This window comes from Vibrio sp. CAU 1672 (assembly GCF_029223195.1).
GTDB lineage: Bacteria > Pseudomonadota > Gammaproteobacteria > Enterobacterales > Vibrionaceae > Vibrio.
On the sequence record NZ_JARHUF010000023.1, the window covers coordinates 1 to 20,587 of the forward strand.

16 protein-coding genes and 1 pseudogene are annotated in these 20,587 nt (G+C 53.1%); 7 read left to right on the top strand and 10 right to left on the bottom strand.

Features of this window, described 5'->3' with window-relative positions:
• Window positions 1-334: 334 nt before the first annotated feature.
• The 4 genes from P2G85_RS17030 to P2G85_RS17045 all read right to left on the bottom strand — a co-directional run bounded on the left by P2G85_RS17030 (window position 335) and on the right by P2G85_RS17045 (window position 3,263).
• The gene (locus P2G85_RS17030) at window positions 335-853 is read right to left on the bottom strand and encodes a sigma-70 family RNA polymerase sigma factor (protein WP_275865316.1); all 519 of its coding nucleotides are present in this window, start codon (window positions 851-853) and stop codon (window positions 335-337) included.
• 82 nt (window positions 854-935) lie between these two features.
• Window positions 936-1,184, bottom strand: a complete 249-nt coding sequence (locus P2G85_RS17035) for a thioredoxin family protein (RefSeq protein ID WP_275865266.1) — start codon at window positions 1,182-1,184, stop codon at window positions 936-938.
• 50 nt (window positions 1,185-1,234) lie between these two features.
• The gene (locus tag P2G85_RS17040) at window positions 1,235-2,221 is read right to left on the bottom strand and encodes a permease (protein ID WP_275865267.1); all 987 of its coding nucleotides are present in this window, start codon (window positions 2,219-2,221) and stop codon (window positions 1,235-1,237) included.
• A 136-nt stretch (window positions 2,222-2,357) separates the two neighbouring features.
• A complete protein-coding gene (locus P2G85_RS17045) occupies window positions 2,358-3,263 on the bottom strand; it encodes a LysR family transcriptional regulator (RefSeq protein ID WP_275865317.1) in 906 nt (301 codons plus the stop codon).
• Window positions 3,264-3,380: 117 nt separating this feature from the next.
• Between P2G85_RS17045 and P2G85_RS17050 the strand changes: the two genes are divergently transcribed.
• A complete protein-coding gene (locus P2G85_RS17050) occupies window positions 3,381-5,399 on the top strand; it encodes an alkyl sulfatase dimerization domain-containing protein (RefSeq protein WP_275865268.1) in 2,019 nt (672 codons plus the stop codon).
• Between the two features lie 60 nt (window positions 5,400-5,459).
• On the opposite strand, the gene P2G85_RS17055 is transcribed toward P2G85_RS17050, so the two are convergent.
• The 6 genes from P2G85_RS17055 to P2G85_RS17080 all read right to left on the bottom strand — a co-directional run bounded on the left by P2G85_RS17055 (window position 5,460) and on the right by P2G85_RS17080 (window position 13,562).
• The gene (locus tag P2G85_RS17055; protein WP_275865269.1) at window positions 5,460-8,300 is read right to left on the bottom strand and encodes an AMP-binding protein; all 2,841 of its coding nucleotides are present in this window, start codon (window positions 8,298-8,300) and stop codon (window positions 5,460-5,462) included.
• Between the two features lie 237 nt (window positions 8,301-8,537).
• Entirely contained in the window at window positions 8,538-9,164 is a 627-nt protein-coding gene (locus tag P2G85_RS17060) for an START domain-containing protein (protein ID WP_275865318.1), read from the bottom strand.
• Between the two features lie 228 nt (window positions 9,165-9,392).
• Window positions 9,393-10,238 carry an enoyl-CoA hydratase-related protein gene (locus P2G85_RS17065; protein ID WP_275865270.1) on the bottom strand — a complete coding sequence of 282 codons (846 nt, stop codon included), beginning with the start codon at window positions 10,236-10,238 and terminating at the stop codon, window positions 9,393-9,395.
• 24 nt (window positions 10,239-10,262) lie between these two features.
• On the bottom strand, window positions 10,263-11,867 hold the full coding sequence (locus P2G85_RS17070; protein WP_275865271.1) for a carboxyl transferase domain-containing protein: 1,605 nt from the start codon (window positions 11,865-11,867) through the stop codon (window positions 10,263-10,265).
• A 28-nt stretch (window positions 11,868-11,895) separates the two neighbouring features.
• Window positions 11,896-13,065 carry an isovaleryl-CoA dehydrogenase gene (locus tag P2G85_RS17075; RefSeq protein WP_275865272.1) on the bottom strand — a complete coding sequence of 390 codons (1,170 nt, stop codon included), beginning with the start codon at window positions 13,063-13,065 and terminating at the stop codon, window positions 11,896-11,898.
• A 122-nt stretch (window positions 13,066-13,187) separates the two neighbouring features.
• Window positions 13,188-13,562 carry a MerR family DNA-binding transcriptional regulator gene (locus P2G85_RS17080; protein WP_275865273.1) on the bottom strand — a complete coding sequence of 125 codons (375 nt, stop codon included), beginning with the start codon at window positions 13,560-13,562 and terminating at the stop codon, window positions 13,188-13,190.
• A gap of 248 nt (window positions 13,563-13,810) precedes the next feature.
• On the opposite strand from P2G85_RS17080, the pseudogene P2G85_RS17085 reads away from it, so the two are divergent.
• The 6 genes and pseudogenes from P2G85_RS17085 (at window position 13,811) to mmsB (ending at window position 20,580) form a co-directional block, all read left to right on the top strand.
• Window positions 13,811-15,026, top strand: a pseudogene (locus tag P2G85_RS17085) (thiolase family protein).
• A 30-nt stretch (window positions 15,027-15,056) separates the two neighbouring features.
• Window positions 15,057-16,550, top strand: a complete 1,494-nt coding sequence (locus P2G85_RS17090; RefSeq protein WP_275865274.1) for a CoA-acylating methylmalonate-semialdehyde dehydrogenase — start codon at window positions 15,057-15,059, stop codon at window positions 16,548-16,550.
• Between the two features lie 10 nt (window positions 16,551-16,560).
• Entirely contained in the window at window positions 16,561-17,715 is a 1,155-nt protein-coding gene (locus P2G85_RS17095) for an acyl-CoA dehydrogenase family protein (RefSeq protein WP_275865275.1), read from the top strand.
• Window positions 17,716-17,741: 26 nt separating this feature from the next.
• On the top strand, window positions 17,742-18,530 hold the full coding sequence (locus P2G85_RS17100; RefSeq protein ID WP_275865276.1) for an enoyl-CoA hydratase: 789 nt from the start codon (window positions 17,742-17,744) through the stop codon (window positions 18,528-18,530).
• Window positions 18,531-18,539: 9 nt separating this feature from the next.
• Window positions 18,540-19,667: an enoyl-CoA hydratase/isomerase family protein gene (locus tag P2G85_RS17105; protein WP_275865277.1), complete on the top strand. Its 1,128-nt coding sequence runs from the start codon at window positions 18,540-18,542 to the stop codon at window positions 19,665-19,667.
• A 10-nt stretch (window positions 19,668-19,677) separates the two neighbouring features.
• Window positions 19,678-20,580, top strand: a complete 903-nt coding sequence (gene mmsB / locus P2G85_RS17110) for a 3-hydroxyisobutyrate dehydrogenase (RefSeq protein WP_275865278.1) — start codon at window positions 19,678-19,680, stop codon at window positions 20,578-20,580.
• The last annotated feature ends 7 nt before the right edge of the window (window positions 20,581-20,587 follow it).

Consider the following 20,587-nt stretch of genomic DNA (forward strand, 5'->3'; position numbering starts at 1 on the left):
TGACTACCTAGCACTTACCCGATTATGTGGTTATCAGGAGGATCGTCCTCTCACGATTTCAATCCCGATCGGTCTGTGACCAATCTTCGTTACATTGTCAGAGCCGCTGCTCTATTCAGGCTCTTAGGTTCATCTGGTGATACAGATGGTTCACTCGTTGAGCGGTGAACAGCGCTTCATACGACTTCACGTCGCACGTCCAAAAGTAAGTTGCAGGGTCGAACCCGACTAGATGTCACTGGCGCGCATGCCGACACCAGTGTTTCAGGGCTGCTCCAAATTCGTACTCGGCGGATTAATCAGGCCATGGTGGGTAAATGGCTGGTGGGTTAACTTATTTGCTATTGATAAAGTTTGGCCCGAAACAACAGACGCCGGTTTGATCCTGGGTGACTTTGCATTCAGTGATTAATATCGATTTCAGTTCGGCTCGCGCCCGGCGCAAACGGGCTTTTACGGCCGGTAAGCTCAGTTGATGTCGCTGTGCGTATTCTCGTTGGGTCATCCCATTTAAGTCGCACTGTTCTATCACATCGCGCTCTTGATCCGATAACTTCACCAGTACTTTGGGCAGGCAGTGTTGCAGCCGCGCCACGGCAGGAACGACGTCACTTGGCGCCGGCAGGTCATCGATATCCACCGCCTGTATTTTGCGGCGTAAGTTGTCTATCAGATGATTTTTGGTGATTTTGAACAGCCAGGATTTACCATCCTGCAGGCTACAAAAGCGCTCACTGTTACTCATCGCTTTGAGAAACACTTCCTGCATTATATCTTCCGCTTCATGGTGGCTGTGGGTTTGTTTTATCAGCCAGCCATAAAGGCTCGGTTCAGCGTGGTTCCACGCTTGCATCAAACATTTCATGGTACGGGTCTCGGTCATCTGCCGCGCTTACCCGCAGTTGGGTCAGCGCGGCGGATCTTGTTTGCTCAGGTTAAGCTACAACATCTTCTTTGAGCAGTTTGCGAACCAGATCAACTGATGGCACCGAGCCGGTGTGTTTTATCTCACCATTAATGCCGACCCCTGGGGTACTGATGATCCCCGCTTTCATGATGGCTTCCAAACTGGTGACCTTTTCAATCCGGACTTGTTGGCCAAGCTCCCGGGCGATGTCGGCAATCCGCTCAGCGGTGACGACGCAGTTTTTACAACCAGAACCATAAACTTGAATTGTTTTCATAACGGACTCCTGTGAGCATGCGCTCTATCTTTGGTTAATAGAAATCTTGATTAGTAGAAAGAGTTAAATAACCAACCCGTGATCGAGATGGCGATAAGCAGATAAACGGCAATCGCGCCGAGTAAGCGGTATTGCATCACCTGCTTTAGCATCATGAACTCCGGCAGGCTGACGGCTACCGCGCCCATGCAAAACGCTAACGTGGTGCCGAGCGGCATGCCTTTGTCGATCAACGATGCCATGACAGGGACGATGCCCGAGGCGTTGGTGTAAATCGGAATAGCGCTCAGCGTCGCCAGAGGGACGGTCCACCACTGGCCGTGGGCGAAGTTTTGCTCAAACCACTGTGCGGGTACAAAGCCATGAATAAACGCGCCGATGCCGACGCCAACAAACACCCAAATCCAGATCCGTTTAACAATGGTGGTGGTCTCGTTTACGGCAAATTCATGGCGCTGCTTAAGGCTCATCGGGTTTGTTTTAAGCTGTGCCTGAGTGGCTAAATCTGTGCCGTCGGCTTGTTGGTAGGCCTGGGCGAGAAACGGTTGTAGCCAACGGTGAGCCTGAAGCTTGTCCAGGATGAAACCTGCCAGAGTACCGAGCAGCATACCGATGGTAACGTACATGATGGTGAACTTAAGCCCCAGCACACTGCCAAGCATGATGACGACCACTTCGTTGATCAGCGGTGAGGTGATGAGAAACGCAATGGTGACACCTATGGGGATGCGCGCCGACACAAAGCCCATGAACAAGGGAATGGAACTGCATGAGCAAAACGGTGTGATCGCCCCAAACATGGAGCCAAGGAAGTAGCCCACGCCACGGTGTTTGCCCTGCAGATAGGTACGAACTTTTTCCACGCTCAGGCTCGCCCGCAAGCCGGAGATGACATAGATTAACACGAACAATAACACCAGGATTTTACTGGTGTCTTCAATAAAGAAATGGACCCCTTGCGCAACCGGCGTACCTGGCTCCAGACTGAAAATGGAGTAGGTCAGCCAGTCCGCAAGCCGGGTAAAAACTTGCAACATAGTGACATCCTTAAAACGGTTTACCTTTAACACGGATGAGGTCGCAAAAGGATGCACACTTTTTTAATTTATTTTTCCAACTGCTACTGCAACGCCAGCAGACATCTGGCTGAGTATGCCGGTTTAGAGCACCAGATCAGTTCGGCAGCTCAGCAAAGTAGCCGCGCAGCTTTTCCCTCAGCCAGCGATTGGACGGGCTATGGCGCATGCGATTATGCACCATCAGGCGATAGGTGATCGGAATATTGGTAAATGGTGCGTCGAGTACCTGAATACCGAGTTTCTCGGCAAATAGCCTGGCTAAGCTGGTGACGACGATAGCGACACAGTTACTGTTTGAGACCATCGACATTTGTGATACCAGTGAGTCACATTCTGCGGCCACGGTTCGTTCGCCCATTCTTTCTTCGGTGTAGTAATCCGCTAAATACGCATCTTCCCGGCGCATTTTCAGTGTGACGTGTTTTTCCCGGTAGAACTGTTCGAGTGAAATACTCGAGTGTAATCTCGGGTGATCTTTGCGCGCGATGATGCAGATATCATCCCGGAAGAGGTTTTCTGAAAAAAAAGACGGGGCAGAGTAGTTGGCGAAATCAATGGCGAGATCGGCCTGTTGCTGGTTCAGGCTGTGGATCAGTTTTTCTTCGCTCGGCAGGGTCGGGTGCAGTTCGATCGTGACATTCCCCAAGCTATTATCCGCCTCTATTTTGGGCAGCAGCATCAGCATGATTGGCTCGCTGGTGTACACCACAAATTTTCGGGCATGTTCGGTTGTGAAATGTTCGATGCCCTCGAGGGCATTGTCGATTTGGATCAGGGCGGGCTCGATTTGACGGATTAACTCCTGGGCCTGATGCGTCGGGGCAATACCACGTCCGGAACGGACAAACAGCTGCACGCCCAGCTGTTGCTGTAACCGCTTGAGTAACCCGCTAACGCCGGGTTGAGTAAGCCCCATTTCTTCTGCTGCCAGGGTAATGGAGCGGTGGCGGTAGACGGCGAGAAATACTTTTAAAAGATTTAAATCCAATGCGCTACCCATCTGCTGATTCACATAACACTTTGTGATGTTTTGTATACAGTTTCATGTATATATCAGTATGTGTCAACGAGCTACATTACCCCTGTACCCAAAACAGTGACATTAATGAGGCTCCCTATGAAAACCCGTTTTGCACCATCACTACTATCATTGGCGATTGTTGTTTCTTTTAACGCAAGCGCTGACTACGCCAGCCTGGAGAGCTACCAGGGAAAGGCCGCAAGTGACCACACCCAAAGTATGAATGCGCAACTCGCGCAGCAACTGCCGTGGAACGACACCACTGCGTTTGAACGCACTCAAAAAGGGCTGATTGCGGAGTTCGGCACCCATCAGGCCGGTGAGCTGAAAAATCGTTTTGCGTTTATGGCGGAGATGAGTGTTGAGCAGATCCCGACCACCGTAAACCCGTCGATCTGGCGCCAGGGCATGCTTAACTATGCCGCGGGTGGATTGTATGAGGTGACCGATGGGGTGTATCAAATCCGTGGTGCCGATCTGTCCAATATGACCATCTACCGCACAGACAACGGTTACGTGATACACGATCCTCTGTTATCTAAGGAAGCGGCAGCGGCATCATGGGAGTTTGCCAAAATGCACTTGCCGAAAATCAATGGCAGGCATGACATTACCGGTATGATTTACTCTCATATGCATGGTGACCATTTCGGCGGATCGCGTGGTATTTTTGAATCCGGCGATTTTGTCGAAGGCGCGCCGATTTATGCGCCCAAAGATTTCATCAAAGAGCTGGCGGATGAGAACGTGATTGCGGGTACTGCAATGAGCCGCCGCGCCAACTACCAGTACGGGACAACGCTGGACAACAATGCCAAAGGCATTGTCGATAACGCGCTGGGGCTGGGTACTTCCCGCGGGCAGGTCACCCTGGTGGCACCGACCCATGAAATTCAGGAACGGGAAAAAATGATCACTATCGATGGCCTGGATTTTCTCGCCATCAATATGCCCGGAGCCGAAGCCCCGGCAGAAATTGTACTTTATGTGCCGGAGTACCGCTCACTGAACACCGCAGAGCTGACCTATGATGGTATGCACAATATCTACACGTTCCGTGGGGCGAAAGTGCGTGATTCATTGGTTTGGACCAAGTACCTGACTGAGCTGAAACTGCGCTTTGTCGACAGTGGGTTAGTCGATAATATTCATGCCGCCCACTCCGCGCCGGTATGGAATGACCCAACGACCGACAGCAACGAAATTTCTGAGTACATTGCGCTGCAAAGAGATAACTACGGTTTTATTCACAATCAGTCGATGCGCCTGGCAAACCACGGCGTCAGCATTAATGATGTAGGCCGGGAGATAGAAAAAATCGTTCCACAGGCTCAGAAATCGGCATGGCATACCAATGGTTATCACGGTTCTTACAGCCACAATGCACGGGCGGTGGTGAACCTTTACCTGGGCTATCATGATCTCAACCCGGTCAACACTAACCCGCTACAAACCCAGGATAAATCTTGTGTTTATGTAGAGGCTGCGGGTGCAGACAAGCTCTACCGGGCAGGAATGCAACACTTTGACCAAGGTGAGTATCAGGCGGCGTCACAGCTGTTTAATGACTTAGTCCAGTGTGACCCGAATAATGTTGAATACCGCTTTGCCCTGGCAGACAGTTTTGAGCAGCAGGGTTATCAGTCTGAAACCATGGCGTGGCGTAACTCTTATCTGCAGGGGGCAGTGGAGCTTCGTACCGGTGAGATCCAGCCATCAATCAAGCTTGCGTCGCCAGATGTGATTGCCAACACCCCAACCGGCATGTTTCTGGATTTTGTCGCGGTACAACTTAACGCGACAAAAGCGGAGCAGGCAGGGCTTGATTTCACCTTTGGCGTGGTACATCCGGAGCTGAACGAGAGCTATTACGGTGAGGTATCCAATGCAAACATGGCGAATATCCAGGTAGCAGAGTTGCCGAAAACGGATGTGACCTTAAGTATTCGCAAAGCGGACCTGACTCAAATGGTGTTAGGTAAAACAACCCTGGATGAGCTGGTTGAATCAGGCAAAGCCAGCCTGAAAGGCAATGGTGAGTTGCTTAAGCCGTTTGCCGAGGCGCTCGACCACTTTGATGGCATGTTTGAAATTCTGCCTATGCCAACTAAGTAACCGCTGACCCCTTCGCTGACGCAACCCGCGCTACTACTCGCCGGGCATTGCGTCAGCGATTTACCTTACCGGGCTGTGGCCCATATCGGGTTCGCCGCAGTGACGGAGGATATCGCCTCTCGCTCTGTCTCGCAGGGAAACCGCCGCCTGCCAGTTTTTGCCCTCAGGGTAGAGTGGCTTGCCAATCGTGACACTGATGTCGCCCCGGCGCGGAAACAGCGAACTTCCCCGGAGTTTAGAGCGGGTACCGCACAGGGTAATCGGGATGACCGGCACGCCGGAGTGGACGGCCGCAATAAATGCACCCATGTGAAACGAGTGCAGACCGGCCATCCGGTACAGGGTTCCTTCCGGAAAGACAACCAGAGGCTGACAATCCTGTACGCCATCGTAGAGCCTTTTCGCATCCACTACGCTTTTTTCAACATTAAACCGTTCAACAAACTCCGTGCCCAGTTTGGTTAAAAATATGCGGGCAAACGGGTTACTCAACAGCTCACTTTTGGCCACAAAGCGACACTTTAATCCGGTTGTGGCAACTACGACCAGCCCATCGAGATAACTGCTGTGGTTCGCCACCAGGATGCAGGGCTGCTCATCAGGCGGCAAGTTTTCCTGTCCTTTGATGGTGCATTTTGTGCCGGTCAGCCGGATTAACGCTTTTGCGCCCAGTTGAGTCACTTTCCAACACAGGGCCTTACCGGGCAGTAGTGCAACCAGGAGCCAGACCACCGGCGCGAGTACCCCCATGATCAGCCAGTTATATGCTGCGTAGCCAATGTCTGACAGGGTGCGTGCGTATTTGCGCAGTTGCGGTGCGACGCCGGCGGCAGCCAGGTGGATTGCCTGGAGCCAGACCGCTCTTTGCCGCTGGGTTAATGTTCCCTGCTGGTAAAGCTCTTTACAGGCACTGCGGCGAATTTTCCCGCTGGAGGTTTTTGGTACGGTATGAGGCGGGCCAATCACAATGTCATCGACCGGGCTGCCAAGCAGACTCATCGCGAGGGCGTTTATCTGTTGTTTGAACTGGGTTATTTTTTCTGCATCAGTTTCGCGGCTTTCAGCCAGAACCACCAGTTTTTCCGTTCCGGAGCGGTGGTCCTGACTGCCAAAGGCGGCGACGCATCCTTTGCGTATGCCAGCAACTCCGCCTACCGCCTGTTCCAGCTCGTGAGGATAGATATTCCGGCCGGCTTTGATGATCATGTCTTTGCTGCGCCCGGTAAGAAACAGTTCGCCGCCGAGGGTAAAGGCGCGGTCACCGGTCACCAGCCAGTCATCATGATAGAGTGTTTTGGTTTTTTCCGGATTGCGGTAGTAGCCCTGAGTGGCAGAAGGGCCCTTAAACTCGAGATCGCCTTCTTCTCCTTCAGGCAGCTCTTTGCCTAATTCATCGACGATGCGGATCTGGTGGCCTGGAAGCGGGTGGCCCAGCCCGACCATGGGGATAGCGTCACTCTCCTGGCTCTGGGTGATAACCGCGCGGCCGAAGTGACTTAATGCTTCACGCTGGAAATACTCGATACGGGGCAGCCTGACTTTTACCGGGAAGGTCAGCCCGACAGAGGACTCCGCCAGGCCGTATACCGGCGACATGGTTTCCGGTTTAAAGCCATATTGGGCGTACTTTTCGGTAAAATTCTTAATCGACTGCGGGCTAACTGGCTCGGCGCCGTTCCACGACAGGCGCCAGCTGCTCAGATCCAGCCCGGCCAGATCGTCTTCAGCCACTCTCGCCACACAGAGTTCATAAGCAAAATTCGGTGCCGGGGAGAGGGTGCCGCGATAGTGATGAATCGCCCACAGCCATCGCTCAGGTTTTGCCAGAAAGAGCAAAGGTGACATGACCACCAGAGGAATGGCGTGGTATAAGCTGCCAAGCCACGCACCAATTAAGCCCATATCATGATAGACAGGCAGCCAGCTGACAAACACATCATTAGAGTTGGCACCAACGGTTTTACCCATCGCCCTGATGTTGGCTAACAGGTTGGTGTGGGTCAGCGTTACGCCTTTCGGTACGCCGGTACTGCCGGAGGTGTACTGTAGAAAGGCAATGTCACTGGCTTCGGCTTCACCAACATCAACCGAGGCGACATCACTCTCCAGATCCGTTGCAGTTACAATGGCATCGATTGACGGAACCTGTAATTTGAGTAACTGGGCGAGGGCTTTGGCTTCGGGGACCGTGATTAATAATCTGGCCTGGGCGTTGTTGAGGATACTGGCGTGACGTTTTAAGTGATCTTCGATTTGCTGAATTCTCGCCGGAGGGTAAATCGGCACGGGAACAGCCCGCGCATACAATATGCCGAAAAAACTGTAAAAGTAGTCATTGCTGGTCGGCAGCATAATGGCTACGCAGTCGCCCGCCTCGACCCCGGCATTTATCAGCCCTGCGGCGATCTCCAGTGCTTTCTCCCTCAGCTTCCGATAGCTGATTTCGTTCACCTCATCCGCGTTCTGAAAGACATAGAGATGAGGCCGCTCTGGATGGTGTTCCACATGCCAGTCGAGCAGAGCCTGAAGGGTATTGACCTCGGTGGGCTGGCGGTCGACGGTTTCCAGTTTGATTTGATCTGTTGGCGTACTCAGCAAAGCGGTTTTTTCTGAAGGGACGGCTTGTCTGATTGCATTAACAATATCTTCAGGGGTTTCGATACTGGCAAGAGCGTGTTCCGGTAGTGAGACTTTAAACTGGGTTTCCATACGGGTTAACAGCTCGGCTCGCGTCAGGCTGTCAAAGCCAAGGTCACGGTCAAGGTCAGTCTGCAAGCCAATCGTGCCAGCTGATGGTGCTTCGGGATCTAATTCAAGAGTCAGGGCGCGAACAATCTTAACAACCGATTTCGCTATATCCTCAGAATCTCTGCTTGTACTGTTATGGTTATTGTCAGACATGCTAAAGCTTCCTGATCTAAGAAGAGTGGCTAACGTTTTATTTATACCAATCTACACCATTATCTGAACACCTGATTATCCAGATAGGTATAAGTTATAAAACGTTCACTTTACTTAGAGTCTAGTCCAGTAATGACTTAAATAATAAACAGATTAAGCAGGCTGGTATGGCGGACTGGCTGAATATTAAGGGCGGCAAAAGGTTTACTGGAGTCCGTGAATTTAACGCTTTAATCACTACTCCTCAACATAGGGGTGGGTTTTACCCTGGTATTTGGGTAGTTCGCGCTGTAAGCCTAAAAATGTCTGGTAGGCGCTATCTAAGGCGAGTTGATTCACCAGCCAGTTGGGGAGGGCCCCACTTGGATCGGCAAATGCGCGGTATTCAATGTGCGTGGTGTTATTGGTGAGCTTTTCCAGCGTCCAGCTCGCTTTGACCCTGCGGATGCGAATAAACCCCGGTTGGGTCTCTAAAGCACTGGCCGGGGCATCGGTAATAGTGAGGACAAACCCGAATGGAGAGCGGCTGAATTTAGAATACGTGACCATGTCACGATCTTTTGCCGGCCAGGGAGCGTCAAAGCGGGTATACACGATATTCTCTGTGGGGCTGATTTGTTTAAGGACCTGCGCGCTGCTGACATTGTCAATCCACCTGGGAACGTTGTCTTCATCTTCAAGCAAGAGCAAAAACGCGCTGTAGCTGGTGGGGATAAAGGTTTGAGCACGGATCTCAACTAAGCCGCCGGCATGCTCGCGATAGTGCAGCACAATGTTGTTTTCACTTTTGTGAAACAGCCACTTGGAACTTGGCGAGGCCGGCGCGGTGGTAGTGATAAACAGACTGAGCAGCACGATAACCATCTTACGCACAGCAAGCCTCCTTCCTTGATATGGGATAATAAGTCAGCAGACGTTATTAATGGTACCCTAACTTCATATGCATATCGAGTCTATTCAAACAAATTGGCCACGCTAAGTTACTGGGCATTAAAGAAAAGTCTTTATGGCTGATGACGGCTGCGCTGCGTCAGGGAGCCATTTGAAGCGGTTGCCGCCCGGGTTCGTCAATGGTCACCGGTTCGGGCAGTCTCATTGCCGCTCCTTGTGACCGCTGGATGCCCAGTCCGGTGTGCGTTTCTCCAAGAAAGCCTGTAAGCCTTCCTGCCCCTGAGGGGAGGTACGCACCTCTGCAATCAACTGACTGGTGTAGTGGATAAGCTGCTCATCCATCGGATGGTGATCGCACTGGTGGCAAAGCATTTTGGCTTTGCGTTGTGCATCCGGGCTGTTTTGCAGTAAGTATTCGAGCTGTGTCGACAGTGCTTGCTCTAAGTCATCATCACCGTGTATTTGGTGGATGAGGTTTAACTGCTCGGCACGTTTGGCAGTGATTGGTTCAGCACTTAACATGTAGCGGCGTGCCTGCCGGCTGCCCATCGCTCTTATCACATAGGGGCCAATGGTCGCGGGAACCAGGCCTAACCTGACTTCACTCAGGCAGAAACGGGCGTTGCGGCTGGCCAGGGCAATATCGCAACAGCAAATCAGCCCGAGAGCCCCTCCAAATGCCGAGCCCTGCACCACGGCAAGGGTCGGGTAAGGAAAGGTATCCAGAGTCTGCATTAGCCGGGCTAGATTGGTGGCATCACCAATGTTTTGCTTACGGCTGCTACCGGCCATCGACTGCATCCAGTTTAAGTCTGCACCGGCGGAAAAATGCTGGCCATTTGCCCTAAGTACCAGGCAGCGGACATCATTTCTTAGCGCCAGATAGTCAAGCCGGTGGATCAGCAGATCAATCATACACGCGTCAAATGCGTTGTGTTTGGCGACACGATTCAGGGTGAGCGTCGCGATGCCAGCCTCGTCAACCTGCCACAATACCTCTTCCTGTCGTTGGGGGTCAGGAACAATACCCGGTTGTATCTCCCGCATTGGATTTCTCCTTTTCTCCTGGAATTACATTCGGAAAATACCGAACTGGCTGTCAGGAACAGGGGCATTGGCAGCGGCGGCTAAGGCCTGAGTTAATACCTGCCGCGTCTGCTTTGGATCGATAATACCGTCATCCCACAATCGCGCACTGGCATAATAGGGATGTCCCTGAGACTCATATAAGTCTACGATAGAATCCCGATAAGCCGTTTCATCCTCTTCTGACCATGATTCGCCCTGACGTTTTTTCACCCCTCTTTTTACCTGCGTCAGCACACCGGCGGCCTGTTCGCCGCCCATGACGGAAATGCGGGCATTGGGCCACATCCAGATCATCGTCGGATCGTAGGCTCGGCCACACATGCCGTAGTTGCCCGCGCCATAGGAGCCACCAATGATCACGGTAAATTTGGGCACATCCGCACAGGCAACCGCCATCACCAGTTTGGCGCCGTTTTTGGCGATCCCTTCGGCTTCGACCTTTTTACCCACCATAAAACCGGTAATGTTCTGTAAAAACAGCAACGGGATTCTGCGTTTGGCGCACAGTTCGATAAAGTGGGCTCCTTTCATCGCCGACTCGGAAAACAGGATACCGTTATTGGCCACAATGCCGATCAAATGCGCGTTAATTCGCGCAAAACCACAGACTAAGGTTTTGCCATACAGGGCTTTAAACTCATCGAAATCGGAGTCGTCGACGATCCTGGCGATGATTTCGCGAACATCAAACGACAGGCGCAGGTTGGCATTGACGATGCCGTAGATCTGGTGGGGGTCATAGCGGGGGGGCAGTGCCTCTGGCTCCAATGGCGGCGCTGTGGCTTGTTTGGTGTTGGCGATCGCTTCGCGAGCCAGGCTTAAGGCGTGCTGGTCGTTTTCGGCGTAGTAGTCGGCCACCCCTGATTTGCGGCAGTGCACATCGGCTCCCCCTAGTTCCTCATCGGTAACCTCCTCGCCGGTTGCTGCTTTCACCAACGGCGGACCGGCGAGGAAAATCGTTCCTTGCTGTTTGACGATGATTGAAACATCGGCCATGGCAGGGATGTACGCCCCTCCGGCGGTACACAGTCCCATGACTGCCGCGATCTGCGGAATGCCTTTGGCTGACATCCGGGCCTGGTTAAAGAAGATCCGGCCAAAGTGATCTTTGTCGGGGAAAACCTCGGCCTGATGGGGAAGATTTGCTCCGCCAGAGTCGACCAGATAGACGCAGGGTAAGCGGCAGCGTTCGGCAATCTCCTGTGCGCGCACATGTTTTTTTACGGTCAGCGGGTAGTAGGTGCCGCCTTTGACGGAAGGGTCATTGGCGATCACCATGCACAGCACGCCTGATACACGGCCGATCCCGGCAATCACGCCGGCACAGGGCACAGCCTCGTCATACACACGCCAGGCGGCGAACTGGCCGATTTCGAGGAAATCGCTGTTGTCGTCTAACAGCAGTCTGACCCGTTCGCGGGCCGGGAGCTTGCCTTTGCGGCGCTGATGTTCGATGGCCTTGGCTCCACCGCCTTGTTTAATGCTCTCAAGGTTGGAATGGAGGTTGTGTACCAGCCTGGTCATGTTTTCCTGGTTGGCGACAAACAGTGCTTCACCGGGTTTGATGTGAGTTTGGATGATTGCCATAAATACCGTCCTTGGGGTGAAATCGCGCCTAGCACGATTCGTTAAACAGCTCCCGGCCGATCAGCATGCGGCGAATTTCAGAGGTGCCGGCACCAATTTCATACAGTTTGGCGTCACGCAGCAACCTGCCTGCGGGAAACTCATTGATATATCCGTTGCCGCCCAGCAGCTGAATGGCGTCCAGAGCCATTTGGGTCGCGAGCTCGGCACTGTAGAGAATGACGCCGGCCGCATCTTTGCGTGTACACTCACCGCGGTCACAAGCCCTGGCCACGCTATACACATACGCGCGTGCAGCGTTCATTCGGGTGTACATGTCTGCCAGTTTGCCCTGAACCAGCTGGAACTGACCAATCGGGCGGCCGAACTGTTTTCGCTCATGAATATAAGGTACCACCAGATCCAGACACGCCTGCATAATGCCAAGCGGCCCGCCGGACAGTACCACCCGTTCATAATCGAGCCCGCTCATCAGTACCTCTATACCCTGATCGACGCATCCCAGGATATTTTGCCTGGGCACCCGACACTGGTTAAACACCAGTTCGCAGGTGTTGGAGCCGCGCATGCCGAGTTTGTCGAGTTTCTGCGCATGACTAAAACCAGGAAAACCGCGCTCGATGATAAATGCGGTGATGCCGTGTGCCTTAGCGTCCGGAGTGGTCTTTGCGTACACGACCAGGGTATCGGCGTCCGGGCCATTGGTGATCCACATTTTGCTGCCGTTGAGTAGGTAGTGATCGCCGTCCGGTTCGGCTTTAAGCTGCATACTGACCACGTCCGAGCCGGAATTGGCTTCGCTCATCGCCAGGGCACCGATATGCGAGCCGTCGATGAGCCCCGGCAGGTATTTCTCCCGTTGGCTGGGTGAGCCGTTACGGTATATCTGGTCGACACACAGGTTAGAATGCGCGCCATAGCTGAGCCCGACGGAAGCCGATGCCCGGCTGATTTCTTCCATTGCGACTACATGCTCGAGGTACCCCATGCCGGCACCGCCAAATTCTTCGCTGACGGTCACCCCGAGCAGCCCCATGTCACCGAAATGTGGCCACAGTTGGCGGGGAAACTGATTACTGCTGTCGATCCGGGCGGCGATAGGGGCGATGTGTTCAGTGGCGAAAGCATTAACATGCTGGCGCAGCATGTCGATGGTTTCACCTAACCCAAAGTCCAACGGTTGATAACTCGTTCTCATAACCGGTTACTCTTTCCTTGCCCCCTCCCTATGCCGATCAAAAGGCGGAGAGTGGCGTTGTTTAACAATCCATCGTGATACTGCTTACGGGCAATCGTGATTGCGAGCCGTTTTGTGTGGGGCTAGCGGTCCTGATGCCCCAGGGCCTGTTTGCACCTTGTGCGGGCGGCTTCCAGTTCTGCCATAACGACACGGATGTCATCCAACTGCCGCTCAAGATGGGCTTGCTTATCATCGATTAAGGCGAGCATTTTTAGCAGCTGGCTGTCATTGCGCCGGGTATCGTACAGCTCGAATAACTCCCGGATTTCAGCGAGAGAAAAGCCCAGCCGCTTGCCTCGCAGGATCAGTTTCAGGCGGATTCTGTCGCGTCGCTGGTAAACACGGGTGTTGCCGCGGCGCTCAGGTTCAATGAGGCCCATATCCTCATAAAACCGAATACTGCGTGTGGTGATATCGAACTCTTTGGCGAGGTCGCTGATCTTATATTTTTCCACCTGCCACCATCCTTTCAGTTGAAATGAAAAAATGTTCGCGTCAACCAAGCTTCTGACAAGGCTTTCCGGCATGAGATGCCGTGTTTTGGAATTGTTATTGGGTTGTTTCTTAACGTTAACGTAAATGGTAGTGCTATGCTTACAGAAACGTCAAGGAAGCCGGGCAGAAAAGTCCTGTCGTCGCTGGGGTGATAGAGGTCAGCGCCGCGACGCAGGGCTCGATGACAACTGGCTCGCGAGGACAAAGCATGCAACAGAAAGACATCTGGATAGTCAGCGCTAAACGAACACCTATCGGCTGTTTTCAGGGCCAGCTACAAGGCTTTTCTGCGCCTGAACTTGGCGCTTGTGCGATTGCGGCGGCGACAGAAGGGTTGCCCGCAAATGGCAGCGACGTCGAGGAAGTGTTGATGGGCTGCGTATTACCGGCGGGCTGTGGTCAAGGCTCCGGCAAGGCAGGCGGCATTAGGAGCAGGGTTACCCCACTCAACCGCTTGTACCACCATTAATAAAGTCTGTGGTTCAGGGATGAAATCGGTCATGCTGGCGTATGATTTGATCAAGGCGGGGTCTGTTCGTGTGGTCGTTGCCGGGGGGATGGAAAGCATGACCAATGCGCCGTATCTGCTCAAAGAATCCAGAAGCGGGATGCGCATGGGCCATAAAACCACCTTTGACCACATGTTTCTCGATGGCCTTCAGGATGCCTATGAAGGGCACCTGATGGGTGTTTATGCCCAGCGGATTGCTAATCAGCTGCAGTTCAGTCGCGAGCAGATGGACGAATGGGCCAGCTTATCCGCAACGCGTGCGCTGGCAGCGCAGGAGCAAAACCTGTTTGCTGATGAAATCGCCCCGCTGGAAATCGTGACCAGACATGACAACACACGGCTGGATTACGATGAGCATCCGTGCACCATTCAACCGGACAAAATCCCCGAACTGAAGCCCGCTTTCGCCAAACACGGCAGCATCACCGCCGCCAACTCCAGCGCAATTTCTGATGGTGCCGCGGCACTGGTGCTGATGGATGCTGAAAAGGCGCGCCAACAGGGCTTGGAGCCACTGGCGATCATCAAAGGCCATACCACTCACGCCCGCCAGCCGGCGGAATTTACCTTGTCACCGGTGTTTGCCATTGAGCAGTTGTTGTTGCAGCTCGACTGGTCGGTGGATGACGTCGATCTGTGGGAAATCAACGAAGCGTTTGCGGTCGTGACCCAGATTGCGGTCAGGCAGCTCGGCCTGGATAAAAACAAAGTGAATATCAAAGGCGGTGCGTGTGCGTTGGGCCACCCGATCGGGGCCAGCGGTGCGCGGATCTTGGTGACCTTAGTTCACAGCCTGCGCCAACTTCAGGCGCAGGAGGCGGGTAGCCAGCCCCGGCGATCCCTACGCGGCGTGGCGTCATTGTGTATCGGCGGTGGAGAAGCCACGGCGATTGGTATTGAAGTTGTGGTTTAACTTAATCATTACTCAGCAAAGGACTAGATTATGATTCGCTCGGTTCCCTTATTTATCAATGGTGAGTTTCGTCAGTCTCGGACCCCGGAGTGGGTGGAAGTCACCAATCCGGCGACCAACGAGGTCATCGCCCGCCTGCCGTGTGCGACGGAAGAAGAAGTACACAGCGCCATCGCCAGCGCCCTTAAGGCGTTTGACCACTGGAAAGAGGTGGCGGTGTCTGAGCGCGCCCGGGTGATGCTGCGCTACCAGCATTTGCTGAAAGAGCACCACGATGACATTGCGGCGATTGTTTCTCAGGAAACCGGTAAAACACTCGCCGATGCGAAAGGAGACGTATGGCGAGGCATTGAGGTTGTCGAACAGGCGGCCAATATTGCCGGCAACCTGATGGGCGAAACGGTGGAGAATGTCGCGCCGGACATTGACAGCTATTCACTGATCCAACCGCTGGGGGTCTGCTGCGGTATTACTCCGTTTAACTTCCCGGCGATGATCCCGCTGTGGATGTTTCCGCTTGCGATTGCCAGTGGCAACACCTTTGTGCTCAAACCATCCGAGCAGGTGCCACTGACCTCGATTCGTCTGGCCGAGCTGTTCCAGCAGGCAGGGGCGCCGCAGGGTGTGTTGCAGATTGTGCACGGTTGCAAGCCGCAGGTGGATTTGCTGCTTGCCCATCCGGATATCAAAGCGGTCTCGTTCGTCGGTTCCGTACCGGTTGCGCAGTCGATTTACACCACCGCTACCCGTCACTTCAAGCGTGTCCAGGCCTTTGCCGGAGCAAAAAATCACATGGTGGTCATGCCCGACGCGAATCAACAACAGGTAATCAATAATCTGGTTGGCTCTTCGGTCGGTGCGGCGGGCCAGCGTTGTATGGCGATTTCTGTCGCTGTGTTTGTCGGCAGTGCCAGCCAGTGGATCGGGGAGCTGAAAAACGAAATGGCCAAACTCCATCCGGGAGTGTGGGACGACGACAATGCGGCCTATGGCCCGCTGATCAGCCCGCAGGCCAAAGCGCGTGTGCTGAAATTAATTGAAGAGGGTAAACAGCAGGGCGCGGTATGTGAGTTGGATGGCAGTGGCTATAGCGTTAAAAGTTGCCCTCAGGGGAACTGGGTCGGGCCGACTCTGTTCAGTGGCGTTACCCCGGAGATGTCTATTTATACCCAGGAAATATTCGGCCCGGTACTGGTGTGCATGGAAGTCGATAGCTTAGAAGAGGCGATTGAGCTTGTTAACCGTAATCCTTACGGCAACGGGACGTCGATTTTTACCGCCAGTGGTGCTGCAGCCAGAAAATACCAGCATGACATTCAGGTCGGACAGGTGGGGATTAACGTACCGATCCCGGTGCCATTGCCGTTTTTCTCTTTTACCGGCTGGCGCGGCAGTTTTTATGGTGACTTACATGCCTACGGCAAGCAGGCGGTGCGCTTTTACACCGAAACCAAAACGGTGACGTCACGCTGGTTCGAAGATGATATCCCGGGTGGGCCTAATCTGACCATTCAGCTGCGCTAGGAGGCGGAAAATGGACTTTGAATTAAATCAGGATCAGCGTGCGTTTGCCGACACGGCCCGGCAGTTTGCCAAAGAGCGGCTTGCCCCGATGGCGGCAGAATGGGATGAAAAACAGGTTTTTCCCAAACAGGCACTGCGTGAAGCGGGTGAGCTTGGTTTTCTCAGTCTGTATACCCCTGAAGAGCAGGGCGGACTGGGCCTCAGCCGTCTCGATGCGTCGATTGTTTTTGAACAGCTGGCAATGGGCTGTACCTCCACCACCGCGTTTATGACCATTCATAACATGGTCACCTGGATGGTCGCAAGCTACGCCACACCAGAGGTGCAGGCTCAGTTCTGCCCCAAATTAATCAGCGGCGAGTGGCTGGGATCCTACTGTTTAACCGAGCCGAATGCCGGTTCTGATGCGGCTTCACTGACCACCAGTGCGGTCAAGCAGGGCCAGCATTACCGGCTGAACGGATCGAAGGTGTTTATTTCCGGAGCCGGTGAGACCGAAGTACTGGTGGTGATGGCCCGAACCGGTGGTGCCGGCGCGAAAGGGATCTCGGCTTTTGTTGTTCCGGCTGATGGCGACGGCATCAGTTACGGGCGCAAAGAGCCGAAAATGGGCTGGAACAGCCAGCCAACGCGTTCGGTCACCTTTGATAATGTCACGGTACCTGCCAGCCATTTACTGGGAGAAGAAGGTCAGGGATTTACCTTGGCCATGAAGGGGCTGGACGGTGGCCGGATTAATATTGCGACCTGCTCGGTAGGAACGGCGCAGCAGGCACTCAACCTGGCCCGGCAGTACATGCAGGAGCGCCAACAGTTCGGCCAGCCACTGGCACAGTTTCAGGCGTTGCAGTTCAAACTGGCCGATATGGCCACCCAACTGGTGGCGGCGCGGCAGCTTGTCCGCCTGGCAGCCAGTAAACTAGATCGCAGTGACCCGGACGCGACCACCTATTGCGCCATGGCCAAACGCTTTGCCACCGACGTGGGTTTTAACGTGTGTGATCAGGCGCTGCAGCTGTTTGGTGGCTATGGCTACATCAGAGAGTATCCGCTGGAGAGGCACTTTCGTGACGTGCGCGTCCATCAAATCTTAGAGGGAACTAACGAAATCATGCGCTTAATCGTCGCACGTCGTCTACTCTCAGAAGAGGCAGAGCTAATTTAATCACCAAAGAAAAAGGATTTTTGGTTATGTCATCAACGAAACATCCGGCCATTAGCCACTGTATCAGGCAACATGTTGCTTTGATCACCATGGATAATCCTCCGGCCAATACCTGGACGGCTGATAGCCTCAAAGCTTTGAAGGCGTTGGTGTTGCAGCTTAATGATAACAAACAGGTGTATGCCTTAGTGATCACTGGAAAGGGCGAAAAGTTTTTTTCTGCCGGCGCGGATCTAAACCTGTTTGCTGATGGAGACAAGGCGGTTGCGGTGAACATGTCACGTTGTTTTGGTGAGGCGTTTGAAACGTTGTCGGGTTTTCGTGGTGTTTCTATCGCTGCGATCAACGGCTATGCGATGGGCGGAGGGCTTGAAGTCGCGCTTGCCTGTGACATTCGGGTGGTTGAAGAACAAGCGGTTTTGGCGCTGCCGGAGGCGAAAGTCGGTTTATTGCCTTGTGCTGGCGGCACGCAGAACTTGACGGCACTGGTAGGTGAAGGGTGGGCGAAACGCATTATTTTGTGCGGTGAGCAGGTAACCGCGCAAAAAGCACTAGAGATCGGCCTGGTGGAGGAAGTGGTGGAACAAGGCACCGCGCTGGAAAAAGCGATGGCGCTCGCGACTTCGGTTGCTAATCAGTCACCTTTGTCAGTAACCGCGTGTAAAACATTAATTCAGAACATGCGCTCAGCGCCACACCAACATGGCCTGGTTAAAGAAAGAGAACTGTTTATTAATCTGTTTGACACCGAAGATCAGGCGGAAGGGGTTCAGGCATTTCTCGAAAAGCGTAAGCCAAACTGGAAAAATCATTAGGAGGCAAACATGTCGGGTAAGGTAAATATCACCGATTTGCTATGTGACGACGGTGTCCACACTATTGGCGTTGCCGCGTTAGATAATGTTGCATCACTCAATGCACTGACTTACGACATGCTGGAGCAGCTCAATGATCAGTTACTGGCCTGGCAGGACGATCCATACGTAGTGTGTGTGCTTATTACCGGTGAAGGTGATAAAGCATTCTGTGCTGGTGGTGATGTACGAACCATGTATCACGTAATGCACAACAAAACCAAAGAGGCCATCCAGTCCTTCTGCACTCATTACTTTTCTCTGGAGTACCAGTGTGACTATCTGATTCATACCTATGGAAAACCTATCATCGTATGGGGAGACGGGATTGTTATGGGGGGGGGAATGGGGCTGTTCATGGGGGCCAGCCATAAGGTTGTAACGACGAGATCGCTTCTGGCGATGCCTGAGATCCATATTGGTTTGTATCCTGATGTCGGCGGGACCTGGTTTCTAAATCAGATCGAACCGGAAGTCGGCCTGTTTCTTGGCCTGACCGGGGCTGTCGTCAATTCAACCGATGCGGTTGCTATAGGTTTGGCGAATCACCTTCTGCTTGAAGAACAGTTCTTGGCGTTACTCGAAGAACTCAAATACGCCGACTGGAAAACAGACAGCCACCATGATTTGGTGTCGATGGTGCTTGAATCTATGGCAAGTGACGTGGTTGACAGCAAGCCGAAATCGCAAATATTACCTTATATCACCGATATTAAAGAAGCTTGCTCGGGTGACGATTTGGGTCAAATCGCAAAGAACATCATGGCACTTGAAGGTGATAGCCCATGGTTACAGAACGCAAAACAGGCGTTTGCCGCGGGTAGCCCGATCACCGCACATATTTGTTTTCGCCAGGTGAAGCGCTGTCATCAGCTTTCACTGGCGGAATGTTTTCGGCTGGAACTGAGCCTATCAGTTCGCAGTGCACTGCTGGGTGAATTTGAAGAAGGAGTGCGATCCCGTCTGATTGATAAGGACGGCGAACCAAAATGGATGTATGGCAGCGTAAGTGAAGTGGATGAAAGTGTTATCGATACACTCTTCACTTCGATGTGGTTGGAAGGCGAACATCCGCTTGCTCAATTAGAAACACAATAGGAGAAAAAATATGAGTACTATTGCATTTATTGGGTTGGGTAACATGGGCAGTCCAATGGCGCAAAACCTGCTTGCTTCAGGGTTCAATGTCCAGGTGTTTGATATTGACAGCGAGCACGCCAAACAACTGGAACCATTTGGTGCGGTAGTGGCCGGGTCACTTGAAGAGGTGGTTGATGGCGCCAATATCGTTATCACTATGCTGCCGGCCGGCTCGCATGTTCGTTCCGTTTACTTAGGGGATCTGCACGGTGGCGTTGGCATACTTAACCTGGTGCCACCAAACACCCTGATGATCGACTCCTCGACTATCGATCCCGACTCCGCGCGGCTGGTGGCAAATGAAGCGGCCAACAAAAACGTCCACTTTGTTGATGCGCCAGTTTCCGGAGGAGTAACCGGGGCCAGAGCCGCCACCTTAACCTTTATTGTCGGTGGCAGCGATGAAGCGTTCTCTAAAGCCAATGCCATTTTGCGTTATATGGGTAAAAACGTTTTCCATGCCGGTAAGCCCGGTGATGGTCAAATGGCCAAAATTTGTAATAACCTGATGCTGGGAATCTTGATGTCCGGTGCCTGTGAAGCGCTTAATCTCGGTATCGACCATGGCCTGGATCCTAAAGTGTTATCTAATATCATGCTGCAGAGTTCCGGGCGCAACTGGGCGCTGGAACTGTATAACCCGTGTCCCGGGGTGATGGAAACCGTCCCGTCCAGCCATGGTTACCAGCCGGGCTTTATGAGTAAGCTGATGCTAAAAGATCTCGGGTTGGGGCTGGATGCGGCTTTGCAAACCCACTCTTCGGTGCCAATGGGCTCACTGGCGCGCAACCTGTATGCCATTCATAACGCTCAAGGCAATGGTGAACTCGATTTCTCAAGTTTGTTTGAGTTCTACCAAAAGAAAGATTGAATACGCG